The sequence below is a fragment of the Kribbella sp. NPDC050459 genome (assembly GCF_040655315.1).
Lineage (GTDB): Bacteria > Actinomycetota > Actinomycetes > Propionibacteriales > Kribbellaceae > Kribbella.
Window position 1 is genome coordinate 125,815 of the sequence record NZ_JBFAJQ010000007.1, and the last position, 19,420, is coordinate 145,234.

Annotated in this window: 19 protein-coding genes; 10 read left to right on the forward strand and 9 right to left on the reverse strand. The window is 69.4% G+C overall.

The window, feature by feature from the left end; all coding sequences use genetic code 11:
* Positions 1 to 13 precede the first annotated feature (13 nt).
* Positions 14 to 490, forward strand: a complete 477-nt coding sequence (locus AB0I12_RS23425) for a hypothetical protein (RefSeq protein WP_359933326.1) — start codon at positions 14 to 16, stop codon at positions 488 to 490.
* Here AB0I12_RS23425 and AB0I12_RS23430 read toward each other — a convergent pair.
* Positions 487 to 1,236: an enoyl-CoA hydratase-related protein gene (locus AB0I12_RS23430; protein ID WP_359933328.1), complete on the reverse strand. Its 750-nt coding sequence runs from the start codon at positions 1,234 to 1,236 to the stop codon at positions 487 to 489. The genes AB0I12_RS23425 and AB0I12_RS23430 overlap by 4 nt on opposite strands.
* 106 nt (positions 1,237 to 1,342) lie before the next feature.
* On the opposite strand from AB0I12_RS23430, the gene AB0I12_RS23435 reads away from it, so the two are divergent.
* A complete protein-coding gene (locus AB0I12_RS23435) occupies positions 1,343 to 2,632 on the forward strand; it encodes a DUF3883 domain-containing protein (protein WP_359933330.1) in 1,290 nt (429 codons plus the stop codon).
* 4 nt (positions 2,633 to 2,636) lie between these two features.
* On the opposite strand, the gene AB0I12_RS23440 is transcribed toward AB0I12_RS23435, so the two are convergent.
* From AB0I12_RS23440 to AB0I12_RS23455, 4 genes are read right to left on the reverse strand one after another with little or no spacing between them, the layout of a single operon-like run.
* Positions 2,637 to 3,059: a nuclear transport factor 2 family protein gene (locus AB0I12_RS23440; RefSeq protein WP_359933332.1), complete on the reverse strand. Its 423-nt coding sequence runs from the start codon at positions 3,057 to 3,059 to the stop codon at positions 2,637 to 2,639.
* 25 nt (positions 3,060 to 3,084) lie between these two features.
* Positions 3,085 to 4,326, reverse strand: a complete 1,242-nt coding sequence (locus tag AB0I12_RS23445; RefSeq protein ID WP_359933334.1) for a TIGR00300 family protein — start codon at positions 4,324 to 4,326, stop codon at positions 3,085 to 3,087.
* Positions 4,327 to 4,386: 60 nt separating this feature from the next.
* Positions 4,387 to 5,088: a hypothetical protein gene (locus tag AB0I12_RS23450; protein WP_359933336.1), complete on the reverse strand. Its 702-nt coding sequence runs from the start codon at positions 5,086 to 5,088 to the stop codon at positions 4,387 to 4,389.
* The gene (locus AB0I12_RS23455) at positions 5,081 to 5,887 is read right to left on the reverse strand and encodes an alpha/beta fold hydrolase (protein ID WP_359933338.1); all 807 of its coding nucleotides are present in this window, start codon (positions 5,885 to 5,887) and stop codon (positions 5,081 to 5,083) included. The genes AB0I12_RS23450 and AB0I12_RS23455 overlap by 8 nt, the downstream gene beginning before the upstream one ends.
* A 335-nt stretch (positions 5,888 to 6,222) precedes the next feature.
* On the opposite strand from AB0I12_RS23455, the gene AB0I12_RS23460 reads away from it, so the two are divergent.
* Genes AB0I12_RS23460 through AB0I12_RS23480 form a run of 5 tightly spaced genes read left to right on the forward strand, consistent with a single transcriptional unit; the run spans position 6,223 to position 10,845 of the window.
* The gene (locus AB0I12_RS23460) at positions 6,223 to 6,987 is read left to right on the forward strand and encodes a lysophospholipid acyltransferase family protein (protein WP_355689836.1); all 765 of its coding nucleotides are present in this window, start codon (positions 6,223 to 6,225) and stop codon (positions 6,985 to 6,987) included.
* Between the two features lie 11 nt (positions 6,988 to 6,998).
* Positions 6,999 to 7,391, forward strand: a complete 393-nt coding sequence (locus AB0I12_RS23465; RefSeq protein WP_359933340.1) for a DUF2237 domain-containing protein — start codon at positions 6,999 to 7,001, stop codon at positions 7,389 to 7,391.
* 43 nt (positions 7,392 to 7,434) lie between these two features.
* Positions 7,435 to 8,808 carry a class II 3-deoxy-7-phosphoheptulonate synthase gene (locus AB0I12_RS23470; protein WP_359933342.1) on the forward strand — a complete coding sequence of 458 codons (1,374 nt, stop codon included), beginning with the start codon at positions 7,435 to 7,437 and terminating at the stop codon, positions 8,806 to 8,808.
* A complete protein-coding gene (locus tag AB0I12_RS23475; protein WP_359933344.1) occupies positions 8,805 to 9,830 on the forward strand; it encodes a GntG family PLP-dependent aldolase in 1,026 nt (341 codons plus the stop codon). The genes AB0I12_RS23470 and AB0I12_RS23475 overlap by 4 nt, the downstream gene beginning before the upstream one ends.
* Positions 9,831 to 9,867: 37 nt before the next feature.
* Complete coding sequence (locus AB0I12_RS23480; protein WP_359933346.1) at positions 9,868 to 10,845, forward strand: ribose-phosphate diphosphokinase; 978 nt, start codon at positions 9,868 to 9,870, stop codon at positions 10,843 to 10,845.
* Between the two features lies 1 nt (position 10,846).
* On the opposite strand, the gene AB0I12_RS23485 is transcribed toward AB0I12_RS23480, so the two are convergent.
* The 3 genes from AB0I12_RS23485 to AB0I12_RS23495 all read right to left on the reverse strand — a co-directional run bounded on the left by AB0I12_RS23485 (position 10,847) and on the right by AB0I12_RS23495 (position 13,450).
* On the reverse strand, positions 10,847 to 11,650 hold the full coding sequence (locus tag AB0I12_RS23485; protein ID WP_359933348.1) for an ABC-2 family transporter protein: 804 nt from the start codon (positions 11,648 to 11,650) through the stop codon (positions 10,847 to 10,849).
* Complete coding sequence (locus AB0I12_RS23490) at positions 11,643 to 12,356, reverse strand: ABC-2 family transporter protein (RefSeq protein ID WP_359933350.1); 714 nt, start codon at positions 12,354 to 12,356, stop codon at positions 11,643 to 11,645. Before AB0I12_RS23490 ends, AB0I12_RS23485 begins: the two co-directional genes overlap by 8 nt.
* A gap of 113 nt (positions 12,357 to 12,469) precedes the next feature.
* Positions 12,470 to 13,450, reverse strand: a complete 981-nt coding sequence (locus AB0I12_RS23495) for an ATP-binding cassette domain-containing protein (RefSeq protein WP_359933777.1) — start codon at positions 13,448 to 13,450, stop codon at positions 12,470 to 12,472.
* Positions 13,451 to 13,556: 106 nt separating this feature from the next.
* On the opposite strand from AB0I12_RS23495, the gene AB0I12_RS23500 reads away from it, so the two are divergent.
* Positions 13,557 to 14,312 (forward strand): methyltransferase domain-containing protein, encoded by a 756-nt coding sequence (locus AB0I12_RS23500; protein ID WP_359933352.1) that lies wholly within the window; start codon positions 13,557 to 13,559, stop codon positions 14,310 to 14,312.
* Between the two features lie 120 nt (positions 14,313 to 14,432).
* Positions 14,433 to 15,542: a Gfo/Idh/MocA family oxidoreductase gene (locus tag AB0I12_RS23505; RefSeq protein WP_359933354.1), complete on the forward strand. Its 1,110-nt coding sequence runs from the start codon at positions 14,433 to 14,435 to the stop codon at positions 15,540 to 15,542.
* Here the strand turns inward: AB0I12_RS23505 and AB0I12_RS23510 are convergent.
* Positions 15,539 to 18,679 (reverse strand): amidohydrolase family protein, encoded by a 3,141-nt coding sequence (locus AB0I12_RS23510; protein ID WP_359933356.1) that lies wholly within the window; start codon positions 18,677 to 18,679, stop codon positions 15,539 to 15,541. The genes AB0I12_RS23505 and AB0I12_RS23510 overlap by 4 nt on opposite strands.
* Before the next feature lie 181 nt (positions 18,680 to 18,860).
* On the opposite strand from AB0I12_RS23510, the gene AB0I12_RS23515 reads away from it, so the two are divergent.
* The gene (locus AB0I12_RS23515) at positions 18,861 to 19,388 is read left to right on the forward strand and encodes a hypothetical protein (protein ID WP_359933358.1); all 528 of its coding nucleotides are present in this window, start codon (positions 18,861 to 18,863) and stop codon (positions 19,386 to 19,388) included.
* Positions 19,389 to 19,420 lie beyond the last annotated feature (32 nt).

Consider the following 19,420-nt stretch of genomic DNA (forward strand, 5'->3'; position numbering starts at 1 on the left):
GAGGGGGAACATCATGAACGGCTTCAGGCGGTGGGTGGCATTCGGATCGGCGGGGGTGGCGCTGACCTGCGTCGGTGCGACCGGAGCGCGGGCCGTGCCCGCCGTACCAGGCGGTCAGCCGTTTGAATTCTCGGCACCGGCGGGGGAGTTCTGCGATTTCGCGCTGGCGGGTGCCGGCCGGAACGCCGCGCTCGTCCGGCCGGCGTCTCCGGGCGGCGACCTGATCGCGACCGGCCCGGTCGCGCTGACGGTGACGAACCTGGAAACCCGGGTGTCGCGCAGCTACAACATCTCCGGACCGACGTTCGTCGACGCCGCGACCGGGCGCCTGATCCTGACCGGCAACGCGCTGGTCGGGCAGCCGGCGAGCAACAACGCGGGGAGCACGTTCCTGGTGGTGACGGCCGGCCGCTGGGTCTTCACCCCGCAGAACACCGTCTTCTCCAGCAGCGGAACCATCGCCAACGACATCTGCGCCGAGCTGGGTTAGCCCTTCTTGCGGTTCAGGAAGGCGAGCATGGCTTCCTGGGCGGCGGGGGAACCGAACAGGGAGGCGGAGAGCTCGGCGAGGTCTTTGCCGCGGGCATCGATGTCGGCGAGCAGCTCGCGGTTGACGAGCTTCTTGGTCTCGCGCAGGCCCTGCGGGACGCCCTTCAGCAGCGACGTCAGCACGGTGTCGACGGCGCTGTCCAGATCGGCGTCCGGCACGGTCAGGGTGAGCAGCCCGAGCCGCGCGGCCTCGAGCGCGTCGAAGCCGTTGCCGGTGAGGAACGTGTACGCCGCGGCGCGGTCCGTGAGCCGGGGGAGGACGGTCAGCGAGATCGTCGCCGCCGCGAGCCCCAGCCGTACCTCGGTCAGCGCGAACGTCGCGCTCTCGCCGGCCACGCTGATGTCCGCGGCCGCCACGATCCCGATCCCGCCGGCTCGCACCGGCCCGGCCACCCGCGCGACGACCGGCTTCGGGTTCGCGACGATCGCCCGCTGGACGTCGACCATCCGCTGCGCTCCGACGCCCATCCCGACCGTCGTCGCCTCCGACAGGTCCGCGCCCGAGCAGAACACGTCCAGCGCCGACCGGATCACGATCGCCCGGGCGTCGTCGTCCGCCCCCGCCGCCTCCAGCTGCTCCAGCAGTTCGCCGGTCAGCTGCTGCGACAGCGCGTTCTTGTTGTGCGGCGAGTCCAACGTGATCGCGGCCACACCGCCGGCGACGTCCAGGTGCACGAGTTCGGTCATTCCCACATCTAAGCCTATGGAGCAGACGGGCTGTAACGGAGCACCGGCCGCGTCCGATAGTGGGGCTGCTTGACGATATGGCTGGGGACCAGAGGGACGGTGCGGCATGGCTGTGAACTTGGCGCTGGCGGACGCCTACTCCGTCGACGCACGCCGCGACCCGCTGGGACGCACGTGGGTCGGCTGGGACCGAACCGCGAGTGACGAGGTGCTCTGGGCCGTCAATCGCGGCCGTTGGAGGCTTGACGAGCGGGCGCTGACGCGGGAGCGGTTCGCGACGATCTCCTATCGAGGGGTCGTACAGATCGTTGCCGAGCTGGAGGGGTACGAGTCCGTGCCGGCGGATCCCAAACCCGGCCTGAAGAAGGCTCTGCTGGGCCGGGTACTCGCCCCCGGCGACCCCGTCAGGGACGCGCTGGTCGGCCGCTTGGTCGGTCGGCAACGCAACCCTGTGAGCTACGTCGACACCTCCGACGTCGACAGCATCAGCGCCGCCGAGAGGGCCCGAACCGGGCCGGAACGCGGAGATCACGCCTTCCTCGTGACGAACAATCCGGGCCTGTGGGCATGGAACGAGGACGAGTACGACGAAGACGTCCGCACTGCCGCAGCCGGCGGGATCGTGCGTGGCCAGTGGTCCGTCGGCCCGAGAACGGGTGGGATCGAGCCAGGCGATCGCGTCTTCATGCTCCGCCAGGGCAGAGACCGGCGGGGGATCATCGGCAGCGGTACGTTCACCAGCCGGGTCTTCCAGGACGCTCACTGGGACGAGACCAAGCCGAACGACGCCAACTATGCGCTGATCGACTGGGACGCACTGGTCGATCCGGAGGATGTTCTTCCGATCGAGCGACTGAAGGCCGAGCTCTCGGATCAGCACTGGGAGCCGCAGGCGAGCGGGACCTCGATTCGCCAGGAGGTCCGACGCCGGCTCGAACAGATCTGGGCGGGTCACCTCGGCCGGCCGGTCTCACGACGTACGGCACGACGGCAGGCCTGGCAGCTCGACCCGGAGCGACGGAAGCAGGTCGAAGACGCCGCTCAGGACCGACTCATGCGGCACTACCGTGACCTCGGCTGGCAGGTCCAGGACACCCGTCACGGCAATCCGTACGACGCGATCGCGGTGAAGGGTGCGGAGGTGAGGTACCTGGAAGCCAAGGGCACAGAGACCGTCGGACGAGCAGTCATCGTCACCCCGGGCGAAGTCGAGCACGCACGCAAGCACCCCGGCCAATGTGTGCTGGGAGTGCTCTCCGACATCGAATTCACCGCAGCGGGCGACCTGGTTCCGAACAGCGGCATCTTCCGGATGTTCGACTGGTGCCCGGAAGCCACCGACCTGGTCGCTCGCTCGTACGACTACACCTTGAACGGGCAGCCCCTAACGGAATGAGGACTCACGGCCCCGAGGGGGAGGACCTGGGGCTCAGTGGATCGGCGTGCCGGTGCGTGATCTTCCACTCGTTGTCCTCGAGGCGGAAGATCATCGTGGCGCGCAGTTCGTGCGGGACGGGTGCCGGCTGGGTGGCGTGGTGGACGGTGCAGCGCTCGATCGCGACGGTGTACGCCGTGTCCGCGCCGACGTAGGTGTCGAGGTACTCGAAGTCGACCGTCCCGCCGGTGTCGCGGAACTGCGAGGACGCCCACTCGTACCGGGGCCCGATCTCGGACCAGCCGACCTCCTGGCCGCCGAAACCGCCGAAGATCGAGCTCTGCTCGCTGCGCGACACCAACGGCAACCACAGCGACGGATCGCCGTTCACGAACGCGGTGTTGGCCTCCTCGAACCGTCGCAGGAACGTTTCGAAGTCCTGGTTCATGACTCCAGCCTCTACTCCGGCGGGGTCACTTGCCGTCGGCGTAGGTGGGAGACAGCTCACGCGCCAGGTGCTCGACGAACAGGCCGACGTCGGTGACGATGCCGCGGGCGTGCGACGATCCCCGGTCGGCCAGTTTGGTGACGGTGGCCGGGTTGATGTCGACGCAGGTCAGCGGGATCGACGCGGGCAGAATGTTGCCAGTAGCAACGGAATGCAGCATGGTGGCGGCCATCAGGCAGTACCCGACGCCCGGCAGTTCGGCCCGCATCGCGCGCTGGCCCTCGAGGACGTCGGTGTAGACGTCCGGCAGCGGGCCGTCGTCGCGCACCGACCCGACCAGCACGAACCGGTTGCCGTTCTTCACCAGGGCGTGCATCACGCCCGACGTCAGCACGCCCTGCTCGACGGCTGCCGCGATCGAGCCGGCCTTGCGGATCGTGTTGATCGCCCGGATGTGGTGTTCGTGCCCGTGCTCGACCCCGCGGCCGCGGTCCAGGTCGACGCCGAGCGACGTACCGTACAGCGACGACTCGATGTCGTGCGTGGCCAGCGCGTTCCCGGCGAACAGCACGTCGACGAAGCCGGCCTCGACCAGGGCCACCATGGCCGGCGCGGCCCCGGTGTGGACGATGCCCGGCCCGCCGACCCAGAGCACCTTCAGGCCGTTCGCCTTGGCTTCGCGCATCCCGTCGGCGACCTGCCGGACCAGCACCCGCTGCGGCTTCTCGCTGGACACGTCCGACTCCATGAAGCCGAACCCGCCCTCGGTGGACTCGCTGATCGGCGGGATCACCCGGACGCCCTGCGCGCTGGTGATGATCTTCATCCCGGCCCGCACCTCCGACATCGGGATGGTGCGCACGGCATTGGGCTCCGGGTCGCCCTCGACGAGCAGCCCGCAGTCCATCTCCGGGTTGCGGACCTCGACCCAGTGCCCGCCCAGCCGCACGTTGGTCGGCAGGTTGGTGGTCGAGTAGAAGCCGTCCGGGAAGACGCCGTCCTGCGCCACCTCGGTGATCTCCGGTTCGCCCGGGTTCACCAGGTTCGCGCCCTTGGTCTGGATCCGCATCAGCAGCCGCTGCAGCGCCTCCTCGTCCTCGGCGCCGACCGTCATCCGGACCGTGGACGGGTCGTCCTTGTCGTAGCCGAGGTCGAACTTGTCGAGCGTGTACTCGCCGCCGTACCCGCGGATGTCGTCGAGGACCCGGGACAGCAGCCCGGTGTCCATCAGGTGGCCGGTGATCTCGACGGTCTCGGTGACCTGCACGGGGCGCCCTCCCCAAATCGAATCGGATGTGTCGGATTGTCCGACGATCCGCACTCTAGCTCAGACGACGGCCCCGTCGTCGCCGCCGTCGCCGGGAGGGAGCCGGTCCTTCATCCGGAACACCAGCGTCAGGAACCCGCCGATGAACCCGGCGACCGCGAGCGTGGTGATCCGGCCGGTGCCGAAGTCCAGCAGGGCGGCCGCGATCAGCAGCAGCGGCCCGCCGAGCAGCCCCAGCCAGGCGAGCCGGCTGATCCAGTCCAGCCGCGGGCCGCGCGGCGGCTCCGGCGGGACGTAGTGGTCGTGCGGGTCGTCGGCCTTCTTGGCCGGCGGCTCCTCGTCGTCCTCGGCCTTCTCCTCGACGGTGAGACCGGTCGGCACGTCGATCAGCGGCTCGTACTTGTCGTCGACGTCCTCGCTGACCGGCCAGCGCGGCACCGGGTCCTCGCCGCCGTCGTGCCCCGGCGCGGACGGCTTGCTGAACTGCTCCACCAGCGACCGCCACTCGGCGTCCTCGGTGCTGCGGTCGATCACCGGGCGGGCCCGGTCCACCGCCTCGGCGTCGACGAAGATCTCGTCGAACCCGACCGGGATCCGGGCCGGTGCGTCCTCGGCCTCCTCCGGCGTCCGGGCCTCGTTCTGGTTCTCGCAGTACGCTGCGATGCCGGCCGCGGCGAGCGCGTCCAGGACCGGCTCGGCGACCAGCGGGTCGATGCCCCCGAGCGACGTGTACGACGTCGCCGTCAATCCGTTGTCACGCATCGCTGGGCTCGTTCTCGGGCTCGTTCCCGGGCTCGGTCCGCGGCCGGCTCAGCCGGCCGACGAAGGCGGTCGAGTCCGCGAAGATCCGCGGTGCGTCGTTGTCCAGGGTTGCCACGTGATAGCTGTCCTCGAGCAGGGTCTCGGTCACGTCGCGGGACGAGATCGAGGACAGTACCGCCCGTCCCGAGCTCGGCTCCACCACATGATCGACAGTACTGCGGAACAGCAGGACCGGCTGCGTGATCTTCGCCAGGTCGTCCCGGGTGACCTTCCACAGCTGTGACAGCGAGTGCAGGGCCCGCAGCGGCATCCGGTCGTAGGCGCGCTCGTCGACGCCGGGCTTCTTGATGTCGTTCGAGATACCGGGGAACGAGGGTACGAGCCGGGAGAGCACCGGCAGCAGCGCCAGCCGCTTGTCGTCGGTCCGCACCGACGGATTGATCAGGACCAGACCGGAAACGTCGGCGCCGTGCTGCTCGGCCAGCCGCAGCACCAGGCAGCCGCCCATCGACAGGCCCACCAGGAACACCTGGTCGTGCTCCTTGCGCAGCCGTTCGAACTCGTTGTCGAGTACTGCGTACCAGTCCGGCCAGGAGGTCTTGTTCATCTCCTGCCAGCTGGTCCCGTGACCGGGCAGCCGGGGGACCGCGACGCCGTACCCCTCGGCGGCCAGATGCTCGGCGAACGGCTTCATCGACCACGGCGAGCCGGTGAACCCGTGGCTCAGGAGCACGCCGACAGCGGCGTTCTCCCCGGTGCCGGGACTGCGAAACTCCTCCGCGTGGGCTTGCACTGGCACGCTCGACTCCTCGCCGCTCACGGTCCTCACAACCGCGCCCCGGATCATCCCTCGAAGGCGCGTGACAATCGTCGCATCTGGGCTGCGTCCAGTCTGCATCCAGGTGACAACACGGTGCGCAACGCCCACATTCCTGGCGGTGACATTGCCTGAGAGGGAAGCTGGAACGTAGTGTCCGCACCGGAAGGTGGCGCGCCGGAGTTGTCGCGTGACCGCCACCGGCGTGCACTGGTGCCGGAATGGGTACGGTCCCACCATGGCTGCAGAGGCTGTGGCGGATCCTGCGTGAGTGCTGTCGGGTGAGTGTGTCGGGCGAGTGACGGAGGTCGAGGCGGATGCTGTACCTGTTCCTCAGACGGTTCTTGGTCGCACCACTGGTGAAGCTGCTCTTCCGCCCCAAAGTGACCGGGGTGGAGCACGTGCCGACCGAGGGTCCGGCGCTGCTGGTCTCCAACCACCTCGCGTTCTGCGACTCGATCTTCCTGCCGGTGTCGGTGCCGCGGCAGATCGTCTTCCCGGCCAAGTCGGAGTACTTCACCGCTCCTGGCCTGAAGGGGAAGCTGGTCGCCACGTTCTTCCGGTCCGTGGGCCAGATCCCGATCGACCGCTCCGGCGGCCGCGCCTCGCTGGCGGCGCTGAACACCGGTCTGGGGATCCTCGAGAAGGGCGGCCTGTTCGGGATCTACCCCGAGGGCACCCGCTCGCCCGACGGCCGGCTGTACAAGGGCAAGACCGGCGTCGCCCGGATGGCGATCGTGGCCGGCGTCCCGGTGATCCCGGTCGCGATGATCGACACCGAGAAGCTGCAGCCGCCGGGCCGGATCTGGCCGAACTGGTTCTACCGTGAGAAGGGCCGGCTGCTGCCGCGGCTGGTGCGCCCCGGTGTGGCGTTCGGCACGCCGCTGGACTTCTCCCGCTACGAGGGCATGGAGCGGGACCGGTTCGTGTTGCGCTCGGTGACCGACGAGATCATGTACGCGCTGATGGACCTGTCCGGCCAGGAGTACGTCGACATGTACGCCGACAAGGCCAAGGAGCTGATCAAGGCCGGCGAGTCCGTCGACGAGCACCTCCGCCTCGGCGACACCAAGGCCAGCTGACCACCTGCCCGATGGACAGCGACTTGAACGTGCTCGGCGAGCCGCTCGAGGAGTGTGGGACCGATCCCGTCACCGGGTTCTACCGCGACGGCTGCTGCACGAGCGGGCCCGAGGACCTCGGCAGTCACACCGTCTGTGCGGTGATGACCACGGAGTTCCTGACCCATCAGACGTCCGTCGGGAACGACCTGGTCACACCCCGCCCGGAGTACAGCTTCACCGGGCTCCGGCCGGGCGATCGCTGGTGCGTCGTGGCCGGCCGCTGGCTCCAGGCGTACCACGACGGCGCCGCGGCTCCGGTCGTCCTGGCGTCCACGCACGCGCGGGCGCTGGAGACGATCCCGCTCTCGGTGCTGCGCGCACACGCCGTCGACGTACCGCCGGACCCCCGCTCGCTGGCCTGAGACGTTCACGCTGCGTCCGGCGGGTTCGCCTAGAGTTGGCTTCATGCAATTCGCGACGTTGACGGCTGGGCAGGTTCCCGGGGTTCCCACGCTGGACGAGCTGCGCGGGCTGAAGCCGCTGCAGCAGCCGGAGTGGCCGGATCAAGAGGTGCTGGAGCAGGTGATCGCCGAGCTCCGGACGCTGCCGCCGCTGGTGTTCGCCGGTGAGTGCGACGACCTGACCGCGAAGATCGGGGCGGTCGCCCGCGGTGAGGCGTTCATCCTCCAGGGCGGCGATTGCGCCGAGACGTTCGCGGGCGTGACCGCGGAGAACATCCGGGCCAAGCTGCGGGTGCTGCTGCAGATGTCCGTCGTCCTGCAGTACGCCGCCAGCGTGCCGGTCGTGAAGATCGGCCGGATCGCGGGGCAGTACGCGAAGCCGCGGTCGTCCGGCGAGGAGACCCGCGAGGGCGTGACGCTGCCGTCGTACCGCGGGGACGCCGTCAACGGCTTCGACTTCACGGCCGAGTCCCGGATCCCGGACCCGCAGCGGCTGCGCGGCGTCTACAACGCGGCCGCCGCGACGCTGAACCTGACCCGCGCGTTCACCACCGGCGGGTACGCCGACCTGCACCAGGTGCACGCCTGGAACACCGACTTCGTGAAGTCGTCGCCGGTCGGCATGCGCTACGAGCAGCTGGCGTCCGAGATCGAGCGTGCGCTCTCCTTCATGCGGGCCTGCGGCGCGACGTCCGACGAGTTCAAGACCGTCGACTTCTACGCGTCGCACGAGGCGCTGATCCTCGAGTACGAGCACGCCCTGACCCGCATCGACTCGCGCACCGAGCAGCCGTACGACGTGTCCGGCCACCTGCTCTGGGTGGGGGAGCGGACCCGGCAGCTGGACGGCGCGCACGTCGAGTTCCTGGCCTCGCTGTCGAACCCGCTCGGCGTGAAGATCGGCCCGACCACGACCCCGGAGTACATCCGGGCGCTGATCGACAAGCTGAACCCGAAGGGCGTCGAGGGCCGGCTCACGTTCATCACCCGGATGGGCGCGGGCAAGATCCGCTCCGCCCTGCCGCCGCTGCTGGAGGCCGTGCGCGACCACGGTTCGCCGATCGCGTGGGTGTGCGACCCGATGCACGGCAACACGTTCGAGACCCCGAACGGTTACAAGACCCGCAACTTCGACGACGTGATGGACGAGGTCCAGGGCTTCTTCGACGCCCACGAGCAGGTCGGGACCTGGCCGGGCGGCGTCCACATGGAGCTGACCGGCGACGACGTCACCGAATGCCTCGGCGGCGGCGAGGAGCTGGTCGCGGAGGACCTCGTCAACCGGTACGAGACCGCGTGCGACCCGCGCCTGAACCGGCACCAGTCCCTCGAGCTGGCGTTCCTGGTCGCGGAGCGGCTGCGGGGCGCGCAGGCATGACCGTCGACCTGCGGTCGGACACCGTCACGCGTCCGTCGGCGCAGATGCTGGCCGCGATGACGTCGGCCCCGGTCGGCGACGACGTGTACGGCGAGGACCCGACCGTCAACGCGCTGGAGGAGCGGGTCGCCGAGCTGCTCGGGCACGAGGCCGGGCTGTTCACGGTCACCGGCTCGCTCGCGAACATGCTCGGCGTCCGGGCCCTGGTCCCGCGCGGCGGCGAGGTGCTGTGCGAGGCCGGCGCGCACATCGTCCGCGCCGAGCTCGGGTCGCACGCCGTGTCCGCCGGTGTCACGACGCGGACCTGGAGCGCGCCGTCGGGGCAGATCGACCTGGAGCAGATCCGGTCGCTGATCGCTCCCGACCTCGGCCCGTACTTCGTCGTGACGTCGGCCGTCTCGGTCGAGAACACGCACAACTTCGGCGGCGGGTCGATCCAGCACTCGTACGACGCCCTGGCCGATGAGCTGGATGCCGTTGGGCTGCCGCTGCACCTCGACGGCGCCCGGTTGTGGAACGCCGCCGTCGCCACGGGCCGTACGGTGTCATCGTTTGCGTCCCGGGCCGCCGCGGCCAGCGTCTGCCTGTCGAAGGGCCTCGGCGCGCCCGTCGGCTCGGTGCTGGTCGGGTCGGCGGAGCTGATCCGCGAGGCGCGGATCTGGCGGAAGCGGCTCGGCGCGGGCTGGCGGCAGGCCGGCGTCCTGGCCGCGGCCGGGCTGTACGCCGTCGAGCACAACGTCGAGCGGCTGGCCGAGGACCACGCGAACGCGCGCGCGATCGCCGCGGTGCTCGCGGACGCGGCGCCCGGTGCGGTGAAGCCCGATCAGGTCGAGACAAACATCGTGGTCGTCGATCTGGCCGGCACCGGTCACACCGTGCCCGAGGTGGTGGCCGGGGCACGCGACGCCGGCGTACTCGTCGGGGGTGTCGGCGCGACCCAGCTGCGGATCGTCACGCACCTGGACGCGTCGGCGGCCGACTGCCGGACGGCCGCGGAAACCCTCGCGCGACTGATCGGTTAGGGTGCAGCTGTCGGGGTCGCAGCGTTCGGGGAGAGCCGTGCGAGAGATCGTCGTGTTCAGCGGGAGTGCCCACATCGAGTTGGCGGAGCAGATCTGCAGGGATCTCGGCGTACCGCTTTCTCCGGTCGAGATCCATCGTTTCAGCAATGACTGCCTGCAGGTCCAACTGCAGACGAACTGCCGGCAACGCGACGTGTACATCGTGCAGCCGCTGGTGCCGCCGACGCAGGAGCACCTGATGGAGCTGCTGCTGATGATCGACGCCGCCCGCGGCGCGTCGGCGCAGCAGATCACGGCGGTCATCCCGCACTACGCGTACGCGCGGTCCGACAAGAAGGACGCCTCCCGGATCTCGATCGGCGGCCGGCTCGTCGCCGACATGCTGACCACGGCCGGCGCGCACCGGGTCCTGACCATGGCGCTGCATGCGCCGCAGGTGCACGGGTTCTTCTCGGTTCCGGTCGACCACCTGACCGCGATCGGCGTCCTCGCCGACCACTTCCGCGGCCGCGACCTGTCCGACACCGTCGTCGTCAGCCCCGACCTCGGCAACGCGAAGACCGCGACGCAGTTCGCCCGGCTGCTCGGCGTACCCGTCGCGGCCGGCAGCAAGCAGCGGCTGGCCGACGACCGCGTCGTCATCGACGCCATCGTCGGCGACGTGACCGGCAAGCAGGCGATCGTCCTCGACGACGAGATCGCCACCGGCGGCTCCATCATCGAGCTGCTCGACCGCCTGAAGGACCGCGGCTGCACGTCCGCCGCAGTCGCCTGCACCCACGGCCTGTTCGCCGGCGCGGCCGTCGAACGCCTCCGCGCCCACCCCTCGATCACCGAGGTCATCAGCACCGACACCGTCCCCCGCCCCGACGGCTTCCCCGAACTCCAGGTCACCTCGGTCGCCGGCCTCTTCGCCGAAGCCATCACCCGGATCCACGACGGTGAGTCCGTCAGCAGTCTCTTCGACGGCGTGGACCCCACCCACGCCCCACCGCAGCCCAAGCTGCCGTTCTGACTCAGGAGCCAGGGCTGGAGTAGTGCCGGGACTGCCGGGTGAAGAAGGCGATCGCCGCCGCCATGCAAGCGACTCCCACCAGTGGGCTCAGCCATCCCAGCCACGCCGGGAACCACAGCGAGTCCACCCGCCCGGTGACCATGGCGGCCGGGATCCAGGCGACGAAGGCCAAGGGCAGCGGGATCGTGAACAGGACGGCACCGACCGGCCCGAAGATCTGCAGCGGGAAGTTGCCGTAGGTTCCGAGGACGGCGTCGATCAGGAACGTCAGCGACTGCGTGTTCCGCAACCGGAACGCCAGTGCGCCGCGGGCCAGTTGGAGCCCGCCCTCGAGCAGGCCGCCGGCGGCGATCGCGAGGGCGAGCCACACCGCGAGGAGCGGATGCCAGGAGATCGAGGCCCGCGGCAGGGCCAGCGCGAGGATCGCACCGGCAATGATCACGTCGCCGATCTGCTGCAGGTTGAAGCGGCGCATCAGCAATTGCAGGAACCGGCTGGTCGGACGCAACAGATAGCGATCGAACTCTCCCGTGTGCACCACCAGGTCCACATCGACCGTCCTGCGGAAGAAGAAGGCGTACACGCTGTGGCTCGCCATCCGGATGCCGAACAGCACCAGCGCCTCGGCCGGAGTCCAGCCACCGATCGATCCGAAGGCGTGCAGCAGCACTCCGATGAACAGCAGCTGTCCGGCGTTGAAGGCCAGCGCGCCGATGACGGAGATGAAGAGATTGGCCTTGTGCTCGAGCTCGGTCAGCCACGCCACGCGCAGCAGGATGCGGAAGTCCCGGATCAGATCAGCCACCGTTGATCACCACCTTGCGCAAGGCGCGCCAAGTGACCAGCGCGACGATGGCCGTGGAAGCCGCCAGCCAGCCGAGCTGAGCGGTGATCACGCCCCCGAGGCCGCCGAGTGGCTCCTGTCCCTGCCAGAGCTGCAGTGGCGCGAAGATCTGGAGCCCGAACGGCAGCGCGTCGAGATACGGGCGCAGCGACGCAGGGACGAACCACAGCGGGACGAGTGCGCCGGAAGCAAAACTGGCGATGGCTCGGTAGACGTAGAACGGTCCGCGCGTATCGGTCGTCCAGAACGCCACCATCGAGACAGCGAGATTCAGCAACGCGGCGAGCAACCAGCCGAGCGCGGCGGTGAGGAGGAAGCCGAGGAACGCGGCACCGGTCGCCGGCGGCGTCAGCCCTCCCAGCGCGAGGGCGAGGACCACGCCGACCACGACTCCGGGGATCGCGCCGACGATTGCTCCGACGGACTGCAGCAGGCTCTGGCCCACCACTCCGACGGGACGGAGGAGATCTGTCGCAATGGTTCCCTCGCGCACCCGTTCGGGGATCGACGACAGTTGCCAAGGCAGTGTGACGTGCCACAGCAGCATCGCGATCACCGCATAGCTGACCGCATCGGACTCGCTGATCCCCGCGACCGCGGGGCGGTTGGTGTAGACAGCACGCCACACCGTCACGAGCAGGACCGTTTGCAGGGCGACCGAGACCATGGACAGTGCGACGTTCGCCCGGAAGAACATTGCGTTCCTGGAACCGAGTCGAACCATCGACCACGGCGTGACCCAGGCAGGTCGTTCGGATCGCGCGATCCGGGATGAGCCGGTCACCGCTCGGCCTCGGCATAGATCAGCCGAACCACATCCTCCAACTTGGGCTCGTTGACGTGCAGATCGGCGATCTCGGCGACCGACGTCGCCTGCGCGATCACGGCCGCGGCGCTGATCCGTTCCGGATCGAAGCGCAGCGAGATCGTGCCGTCGGAGTTCTCCAGCCGATCGGCGTGCTCCGCCCGGATGGACGTCGCGTCAGCACCCTCCGTCGGCGTGACCACCACCTCGCGGAACGGCAGGTAACGCCGCTTCAGGGCCGCGAGGTCGCCGTCGTACACAACACGCCCGCTGTCGATCATCACGATCCGCCGGCACAGCTGCTCGATGTCGTCCATGTCGTGCGTGGTGATCATCACCGTGGTGGCGTGAACCCGGTTCTGCTCCGCGATGAAGTCACGGAGGGCTTGTTTCGCGACCACGTCCAGACCGACCGTGGGTTCGTCCAGGTACAGCACCTGCGGGCGGTGCAGCATGGCTCCGGCCAGATCGCCGCGCATGCGTTGTCCCAGCGAGAGGGACCGGATCGGCGTGTCCAGGAAGTCCTTGATCTGCAGCACCTCGTCGAACTCGTCGATCCGTGCGGCGTACTCGGCCGGGCGGATCCGATAGAGGTCGCGAATGGTCTCGAGCGAGACGCGCAGCGGCAGGTCGAACCAGAGCTGGGTCTTCTGCCCGAACACGACCCCGATGTTGTGCGCGTGCTTGCGGCGATTCGCCCAGGGCACCAGGCCGTCGACCCGCACCGTGCCCGAGGTAGGCACCACGATCCCGGTGAGCATCTTGATGGTCGTGGACTTGCCGGCGCCGTTGGCGCCCAGGTAGCCGACCATCTCCCCACGCTCGACAGCAAAACTGACGCCGTCGACCGCACGCACGGCGCGCCTGGGAGCCCACAGTTGCCGGATGCCGGAAAGGCGACCGGTCGTCGGCTGCGGCTTCTGGAACTCCTTGATCAGATCGGCGACCTCAATCATCGGCACGCTGACCAACCTATGGCAACGACAGCTCAGCGGACGGTGCCGTCCGCGCGGCGGAAAACCGTTTGTGGTCGGCGCGGACGGGCGTGGACACTCGCGTGGCATGGACGATTCCGAGCTCGACGTGTTGCTGCGAAACGAGCGCTATCCACGGTCGGCCGTCTACTCCGCGCGGTGGATGGTTGATGGTGCGATGGGGCCGAATCCGGTGTGGCAGGCGGAGGCGTTGGGTGGGGTGATGCGGCTCGAGTCGGGGATGCGGGTGCTCGACCTGGGGTGTGGCAGCGCGCTCAGCTCGGTCTTTCTGGCCAAGGAGTTCGGGGTCGAGGTGTGGGCGACCGATCTGTGGGTGAAACCTGACGAGAACCTGGGGCGCGTGGTCGAGGCGGGGCTGCAGGATCGGGTTCACCCGGTCCATGCGGAGGCGCACGCGTTGCCGTTTGCCGATGGGTTCTTCGACGCGGTCGTCAGCATCGGCGCGTACCACTACTTCGGCACCGACGACCTCTACCTCGGGTACCTCTCCCGCTTCGTGAAACCCGGCGGCCAGCTCGGCATCGTGCAGCCCGGCCTCGCCGAGGAGTACGAGACGCTTCCGCCGCCACACCTCGCGCCGTACTGGCATTGGGACTTCTGCGCCTGGCACAGCCCCTCCTGGTGGCGCCGGCATTGGGAGAAGACCGGCCTGGTCACCGTTGAGGTCGCCGACCGGCTGCCCGACGGATGGCGCGACTGGCTGCAGTGGAACGAGGCCTGCGACCAGGACAGCGGTACGCCGGGAATCGAAGCAGAGATGCTCCGCACCGACGCCGGCCAAACCCTCGGCTTCACCCGAGTCGTAGCCCACCGCAACAGCTAGGCCGCGCCTCTTTGCGGAACCTTTTCGCCGCCTGCCGGCAAATAGTTTCCGGCGAGCGTGCGTTCGGTGCCACGCGGCGAGCCGCGCCCCGCCGCGCCGGGCGCCAATAGAATTGCGGGTATGGCCGAAACCGTGCGGATGGGTGTTGTCGGGGCGGGCAGTATTTCGGTGCGCGGACTGCTTCCGCATCTCTCGCAGCCTGATCTCGCGGATCGGGTGGTGCTCGCGGCGGTGTGTGATCCGGTCGCAGGGCGGGCGGAGGCCGCCGCAGAGAAGTTCGGGGTCGCGCGGGCGTTCACGACGTACGAGGAGCTGCTGGCGCGCGGCGATGTCGACGCGGTGACGATCGCGTCGCCGATCGGGCTGCACTACGAGCAGGGGAAGCTCGCGTTACAGGCCGGGAAGCATGTGCACTTCAACAAGACGATGACGATCACCGTCGCGGAGGCCACCGAGCTGATCGAACTCGCGGCGGAGAACGACCTGCGGATCGTCGCGTCGCCGGGCGAGATGCTGCGGCCGCATCATGTCCGCACGCGGGAGTTGATCCGCGAGGGCGCGATCGGGACGCTGTCGTGGGTGAGTTGCGGCGCGGCGTTCGGCACCTACCACGAGGACGAGTCCGTCCGCGGCGGGAACGACGTACTCAGCAACATCGATCCGTCGTGGTACTTCCGCAAACCCGGCGGCGGACCGCTGTACGACATGACCGTGTACGCGCTGCATTCGGTGACCGGCATCCTCGGACCGACGAAGCGCGTCACGGCCATGTCCGGCGTACGTATCCCGCTGCGCGGCGACGTACAGACCGATGCCGACGACAACACCGTGATCCTGATCGACTTCGGCGACAACCTGTTCTGCGTCGCGACCGGCACCGCGGCGGGCGGGATGCGCGGCGGTTTCGGCGGCGCCTATTACGGTACGGCGGGAACGATCGAGGGGGTGCTGCTCAACGGCGAACCGTTCGACTTCCCCGGCCGCAACCCGGCAGAACTGTCACCCCGCGGCCCGGGCAACCAGGTGCTGCTTCCGCACGTGACCGGCGTCCACCGGGAGATCGAGGAGCAGCACGTGTACGAGGACGTCATGCAACTCGTCGACTGGGTCCGCGACGGCATCCCCTCGATCGTCACCGCCGAGCACGCGCGGCACGTCATCGACATCATCGAATCGGCGTACCGCGCCTCCGCGACCGGGCAGACCCAGGACCTGACGACGACGTTCTAGCTTTCGCAGCAGGCGCGGTGGAGCCATTCGGGTTCGTGCCACCAGTAGTCGGTGTTGTGGGCGTGGGCGTGGGCTTCGGCGCGGGTCAGGGGTTGTGGGGCGTTCGGGGTGTGGACGGCGGGTTGGGTGCGGGCGCTCGAGGCGTACGGCGCGAGCAGGTCGTCGACGGTGTGGAGGTTGCCGGCGATCATCACCTGGTCGACGGCGGCGGCTGCGCGGATGTCGGCCAGCGGGTCGCCGGTGACGAAGGACAGGTCTGCCTGGGCTCCTGGTTTCACGACGCCGAGTCGGTCCTCGAGGTTGAGCCAGTTCGCCGGGTTGTGCGTCGCCGTGGTGAGTGCCTCGTACGGCGTGAAGCCGCCCGCGACCATCGAGCGGAGGTTCGCGTGCAGCGACACGGCCATGTTGTCGAGCGGGGTGTCGGTGCCGGAGATGACCAGGCCGCCGCCGCGGTGGATGCGCAGGACCATGTCGACGTTGCCGCGGAGGAGTTCGCGGGTGGTGACGCCGGCCGGTCCGCGCGCCGTGTTCACCTCGGTGATCAGCGCGTTGTACTCCCAGGACGGGTAGAGCGTCGTCGTCCGGCGGTCCGTGAGCAGCGACGGGTCGTCGACGTGCGCCATCGTCGAGTTGAACAGCGTCGGCGTCACCGACAGCCCGGCCCGCGTGAACAGCGTCACCACGTCGGCGTACGCGCGTCCGAGCCGGCTGACGGTGTGCGAGTACCCGAGCCGGTTCGTCGCGCCGGTGTGCTCCATCCCGTCCATGCCGAGATGCTCCGCGGGATAGAGGTAGTGCGACGACAGTTGCAGCCCGAGCCGGTGGACGAGCGCGATGGCCCGGCGCTGGTACTCGATCGGCAGGCGAACGTACGTCTTCACCAGGTCGTACGCGAGCCCTTCCACCCGATCGATCTCCAGGCCGAGCTGCCGCAGCGACACCGTCGGCCGCATGAAGTTGTAGTAGACGCGCGATCCGTCGATCGCCTCGCCGGTCGCGAAGTACCTCGGCCCGCGCAAGGCGCCGCTGACGAGCGCCTCCCGCGTCTCCTGCATCTGGTACACCGGATCGCCCGGCGAACGCGTCGACGTGATGCCGTACGCGAGCCAGAGGTTGCCCTGCCGCGCACCCCACGCCCGCCCGCGCAGATGCCAGTGGTTGTGCGCGTCGATCAACCCGGGCATCACGGTCAGCGTGGACGCGTCGATGTCGGCGCGTCCGGTGTGCGGGCGTACGGCGGCGATGCGCGCGCCGTCGACCACGACGTCGACGTCCCGGCGGAGCGTGGTCGCGCGCCCGTCCCACAGTGCGCCGGCGTGAATCGTGACGTGCTGCCTGATGGTCGCCCGGCGGTACTGCAGGTCGAGCTTGACCGTCTCGGCCCGGCCACCGGTTGTCCTGCGCAACGTTCCGTTGTGCAGGTAGAGCAAGGTGTCGTTGTCCTGCCAGACGGGGGAGTCCGTCACCTCGTCGGTGATCGCGCGCGGTTCTCCGGTGAAGCGTCCGCGGGCGTCGACCGGTACGACGTACAGCAGGCTCTCCACGACGAAGGCGAGGTGTGTGCCGTCGGGGGAGAACACCGGGCCGTCGTCGCCGCGGGTGGCGAGCGAGCGGAACGGCATCGGCTCGACGTACTCGAGCGCGGCCGTCGCGACGTCGACGTACAGCAGCTGGCTGGTGCCCTCGCGGAACCGCTTCGAGAACGGCTTCACCGCGGCGAGGACGAGCGTCTTGCCGTCGCGCGACCAGCTGACCCGGCCGGGCTGGAACAGCGTCGGTGTGACCTGGCGGACCTCGCCCGACCTGACGTCGAGGACCCAGGCGATCCCGTCCTGGTCCTGGTACGCGATCCGCTGTCCGTCCGGTGCGAAACGCGGCGCGGTCTGCGCGCCGGGGAGACCTGACAGCTTGGTGTCCGTGCCGGTTGCGAGGTCGTGCAGCCACAGGTCCGCCGTACCGTCGCGATCGCTGGCGTAGAGCAAGGTCCGGCCGTCGGGCGAGAAGTCCGGGTCGGAGTTGAAGTAGCCGTCGGCAACTACCTTGCGGGGCTGTGCCTTGCCGTCCGTCGATGCCAGCCAGATCGCGTTCAACGCGCGGAAGGCGAGCCACTTCCCGTCCGGCGAGGCCGTCGGACTCGCGATCCCGCGGACTGTGCGCCGGCTCGTCGACTCCAGGTCGGGCGCCTTGGGGCGCGGCCGGCGCGACGTCACGGGGACAGCCGCGGCGAACGGTACGACGGTGTGCTCGCCGTCGGCGCTGTAACGGTGGACGGTCCCGTCGGCTGTGTAGAAGAGGTCCGTCGATGCCCAGGAGGGCGGGACCGCGAAGACGTCCTGTCCGTGGGTGACTTGCTGATTGTCGACAATCAGATCGCAGGTCGGGCCGGTCAGGCGGACGTACGCGAGCCTGCCGTCCGGGGAGTACGACGGGCCGAAGAGCGTGATTCCCGTTTGATTGTTGACAATCGTCGTGCGGACACCGGAGGCGAGGTCGAGTTCGACGATCGAGCCGGTGTCGACGGTGAACGCGAGCTTCCGGCCGTCGGGCGAGACGGTCGGCTCGGCTTCCTCGCCGGCGTCGTCGGTGAGCGCCACGATCGCGCCGGTCGCGAGGTCGAGGCGGTGGATGCCGTAGCTGCCCGCGACGTTGCCGGGGCCGTGAAGATCGCCGCGGTCGGACGAGAACACGATCGAGCGGCCGTCGGGTGTGACGTGCGGCTCGCGGTGGTCGTACCGTCCGCTGGTCAGCTGGTGGAGGCCGGTGCCGTCGGGTCTGATCGACCAGAGGTGGAAGTTGCCGTCACGGTACGACTGGAACACGATCGACCGGCCGTCCGGCGCCCAGCGCGGCCGGGTCGCGTCCTGCAGGTCGTCGGTGAGGCGGCGCGACGTACCGCCCGCGGCCGGGGTCACCCAGATCGCCGTCGCCAGGTCGAACGCCAGCCACTTCCCGTCCGGCGACACCGACACCATCAGATTCGTGCCCTCGCGCAGCACGGCCTGACTGCCGCCGGTCGTGTCGGTGCTCGCCTCGGACGGCAGGGCGGGAAGTTGTACGGCGCCGACGGCCGCAGCGCCGCCGCCGAGTTGCAGCGCGCGCCGCCGCGAGATGCTCCAGGAACCAGGGTTCTCGGTCACGTCATCGGGTCCAATCCCTAGGGGGCGGTGGGACCCTTAAGAATCTGCCAGCACCGTCCGCCACACACGATCCTGACCGGCGCGCCCCGCGCCCAACGGCCGCTACCGTGCGACGAACGGCCAGGTGCGCGTCACAGGGCGTGTGGCCGGGGGCCGGTGTCGTACGTCTATCGTCTGCGGCATGCAATCTCTGTCTCCACGGGTTCGGGCGCTGGGTGCGGTCGGGCTCTGTTTGGTGGTCGCGGTCGGGGCCGGGTTGGCGGTCGACAGCCGGTTGGATCGGCACTGGGTCCTGCGCGGGCTCACGGTGCTGCTCGCGGTGTGTTGTGCGGCGCTGTTGCTGACCGATCAGACGCGGCGGTTGCGGCAGATCGTCACGGGGGTGGGGCTGGCCATGTTCGGGCTGATCATTCCGGTGACGCAGACGATCTGGTCGAAGCCGCCGGAGATCGACTTCGCGCTGCAGGTCGCGACCGACGCGAAGCAGGCGGCGACGAAGGACGCTCGGAGCACGGTGTCGGTCGCGGACGTGAAGGCCGCGGCCGAGGCGCGTGGGGGAGCCGTCGGCTCGCTGCCGACCGAGAAGACCCCGCGGGTGCGCGGCGCGGACGCGTACCCGCTGATCGTCCGCGCCCACCGCGACCAGGGACGCCCGTGGGCCTGCCTCGCGTTCACCCACGGCCTGGACGCCGAGGTCCGTCCCTGCTGAGTCCCACTGGATGGGCAATCGATTTCTAGCCG

Excerpts from the sequence above, each read along its gene's own strand:
- AB0I12_RS23450 (WP_359933336.1), bottom strand. The coding sequence starts at position 5,088 with ATGCGTGACAACGGATTGACGGCGACGTCGTACACGTCGCTCGGGGGC.
- AB0I12_RS23500 (WP_359933352.1), top strand. The coding sequence starts at position 13,557 with ATGGACGATTCCGAGCTCGACGTGTTGCTGCGAAACGAGCGCTATCCA.
- AB0I12_RS23440 (WP_359933332.1), bottom strand. The coding sequence starts at position 3,059 with ATGAACCAGGACTTCGAAACGTTCCTGCGACGGTTCGAGGAGGCCAAC.
- AB0I12_RS23430 (WP_359933328.1), bottom strand. The coding sequence starts at position 1,236 with ATGACCGAACTCGTGCACCTGGACGTCGCCGGCGGTGTGGCCGCGATC.
- AB0I12_RS23465 (WP_359933340.1), top strand. The coding sequence starts at position 6,999 with ATGGACAGCGACTTGAACGTGCTCGGCGAGCCGCTCGAGGAGTGTGGG.
- AB0I12_RS23490 (WP_359933350.1), bottom strand. The coding sequence starts at position 12,356 with ATGGTCTCGGTCGCCCTGCAAACGGTCCTGCTCGTGACGGTGTGGCGT.
- AB0I12_RS23425 (WP_359933326.1), top strand. The coding sequence starts at position 14 with ATGAACGGCTTCAGGCGGTGGGTGGCATTCGGATCGGCGGGGGTGGCG.
- AB0I12_RS23495 (WP_359933777.1), bottom strand. The coding sequence starts at position 13,450 with ATGATTGAGGTCGCCGATCTGATCAAGGAGTTCCAGAAGCCGCAGCCG.
- AB0I12_RS23470 (WP_359933342.1), top strand. The coding sequence starts at position 7,435 with ATGCAATTCGCGACGTTGACGGCTGGGCAGGTTCCCGGGGTTCCCACG.
- AB0I12_RS23505 (WP_359933354.1), top strand. The coding sequence starts at position 14,433 with ATGGCCGAAACCGTGCGGATGGGTGTTGTCGGGGCGGGCAGTATTTCG.
- AB0I12_RS23460 (WP_355689836.1), top strand. The coding sequence starts at position 6,223 with ATGCTGTACCTGTTCCTCAGACGGTTCTTGGTCGCACCACTGGTGAAG.
- AB0I12_RS23475 (WP_359933344.1), top strand. The coding sequence starts at position 8,805 with ATGACCGTCGACCTGCGGTCGGACACCGTCACGCGTCCGTCGGCGCAG.
- AB0I12_RS23515 (WP_359933358.1), top strand. The coding sequence starts at position 18,861 with ATGCAATCTCTGTCTCCACGGGTTCGGGCGCTGGGTGCGGTCGGGCTC.
- AB0I12_RS23435 (WP_359933330.1), top strand. The coding sequence starts at position 1,343 with ATGGCTGTGAACTTGGCGCTGGCGGACGCCTACTCCGTCGACGCACGC.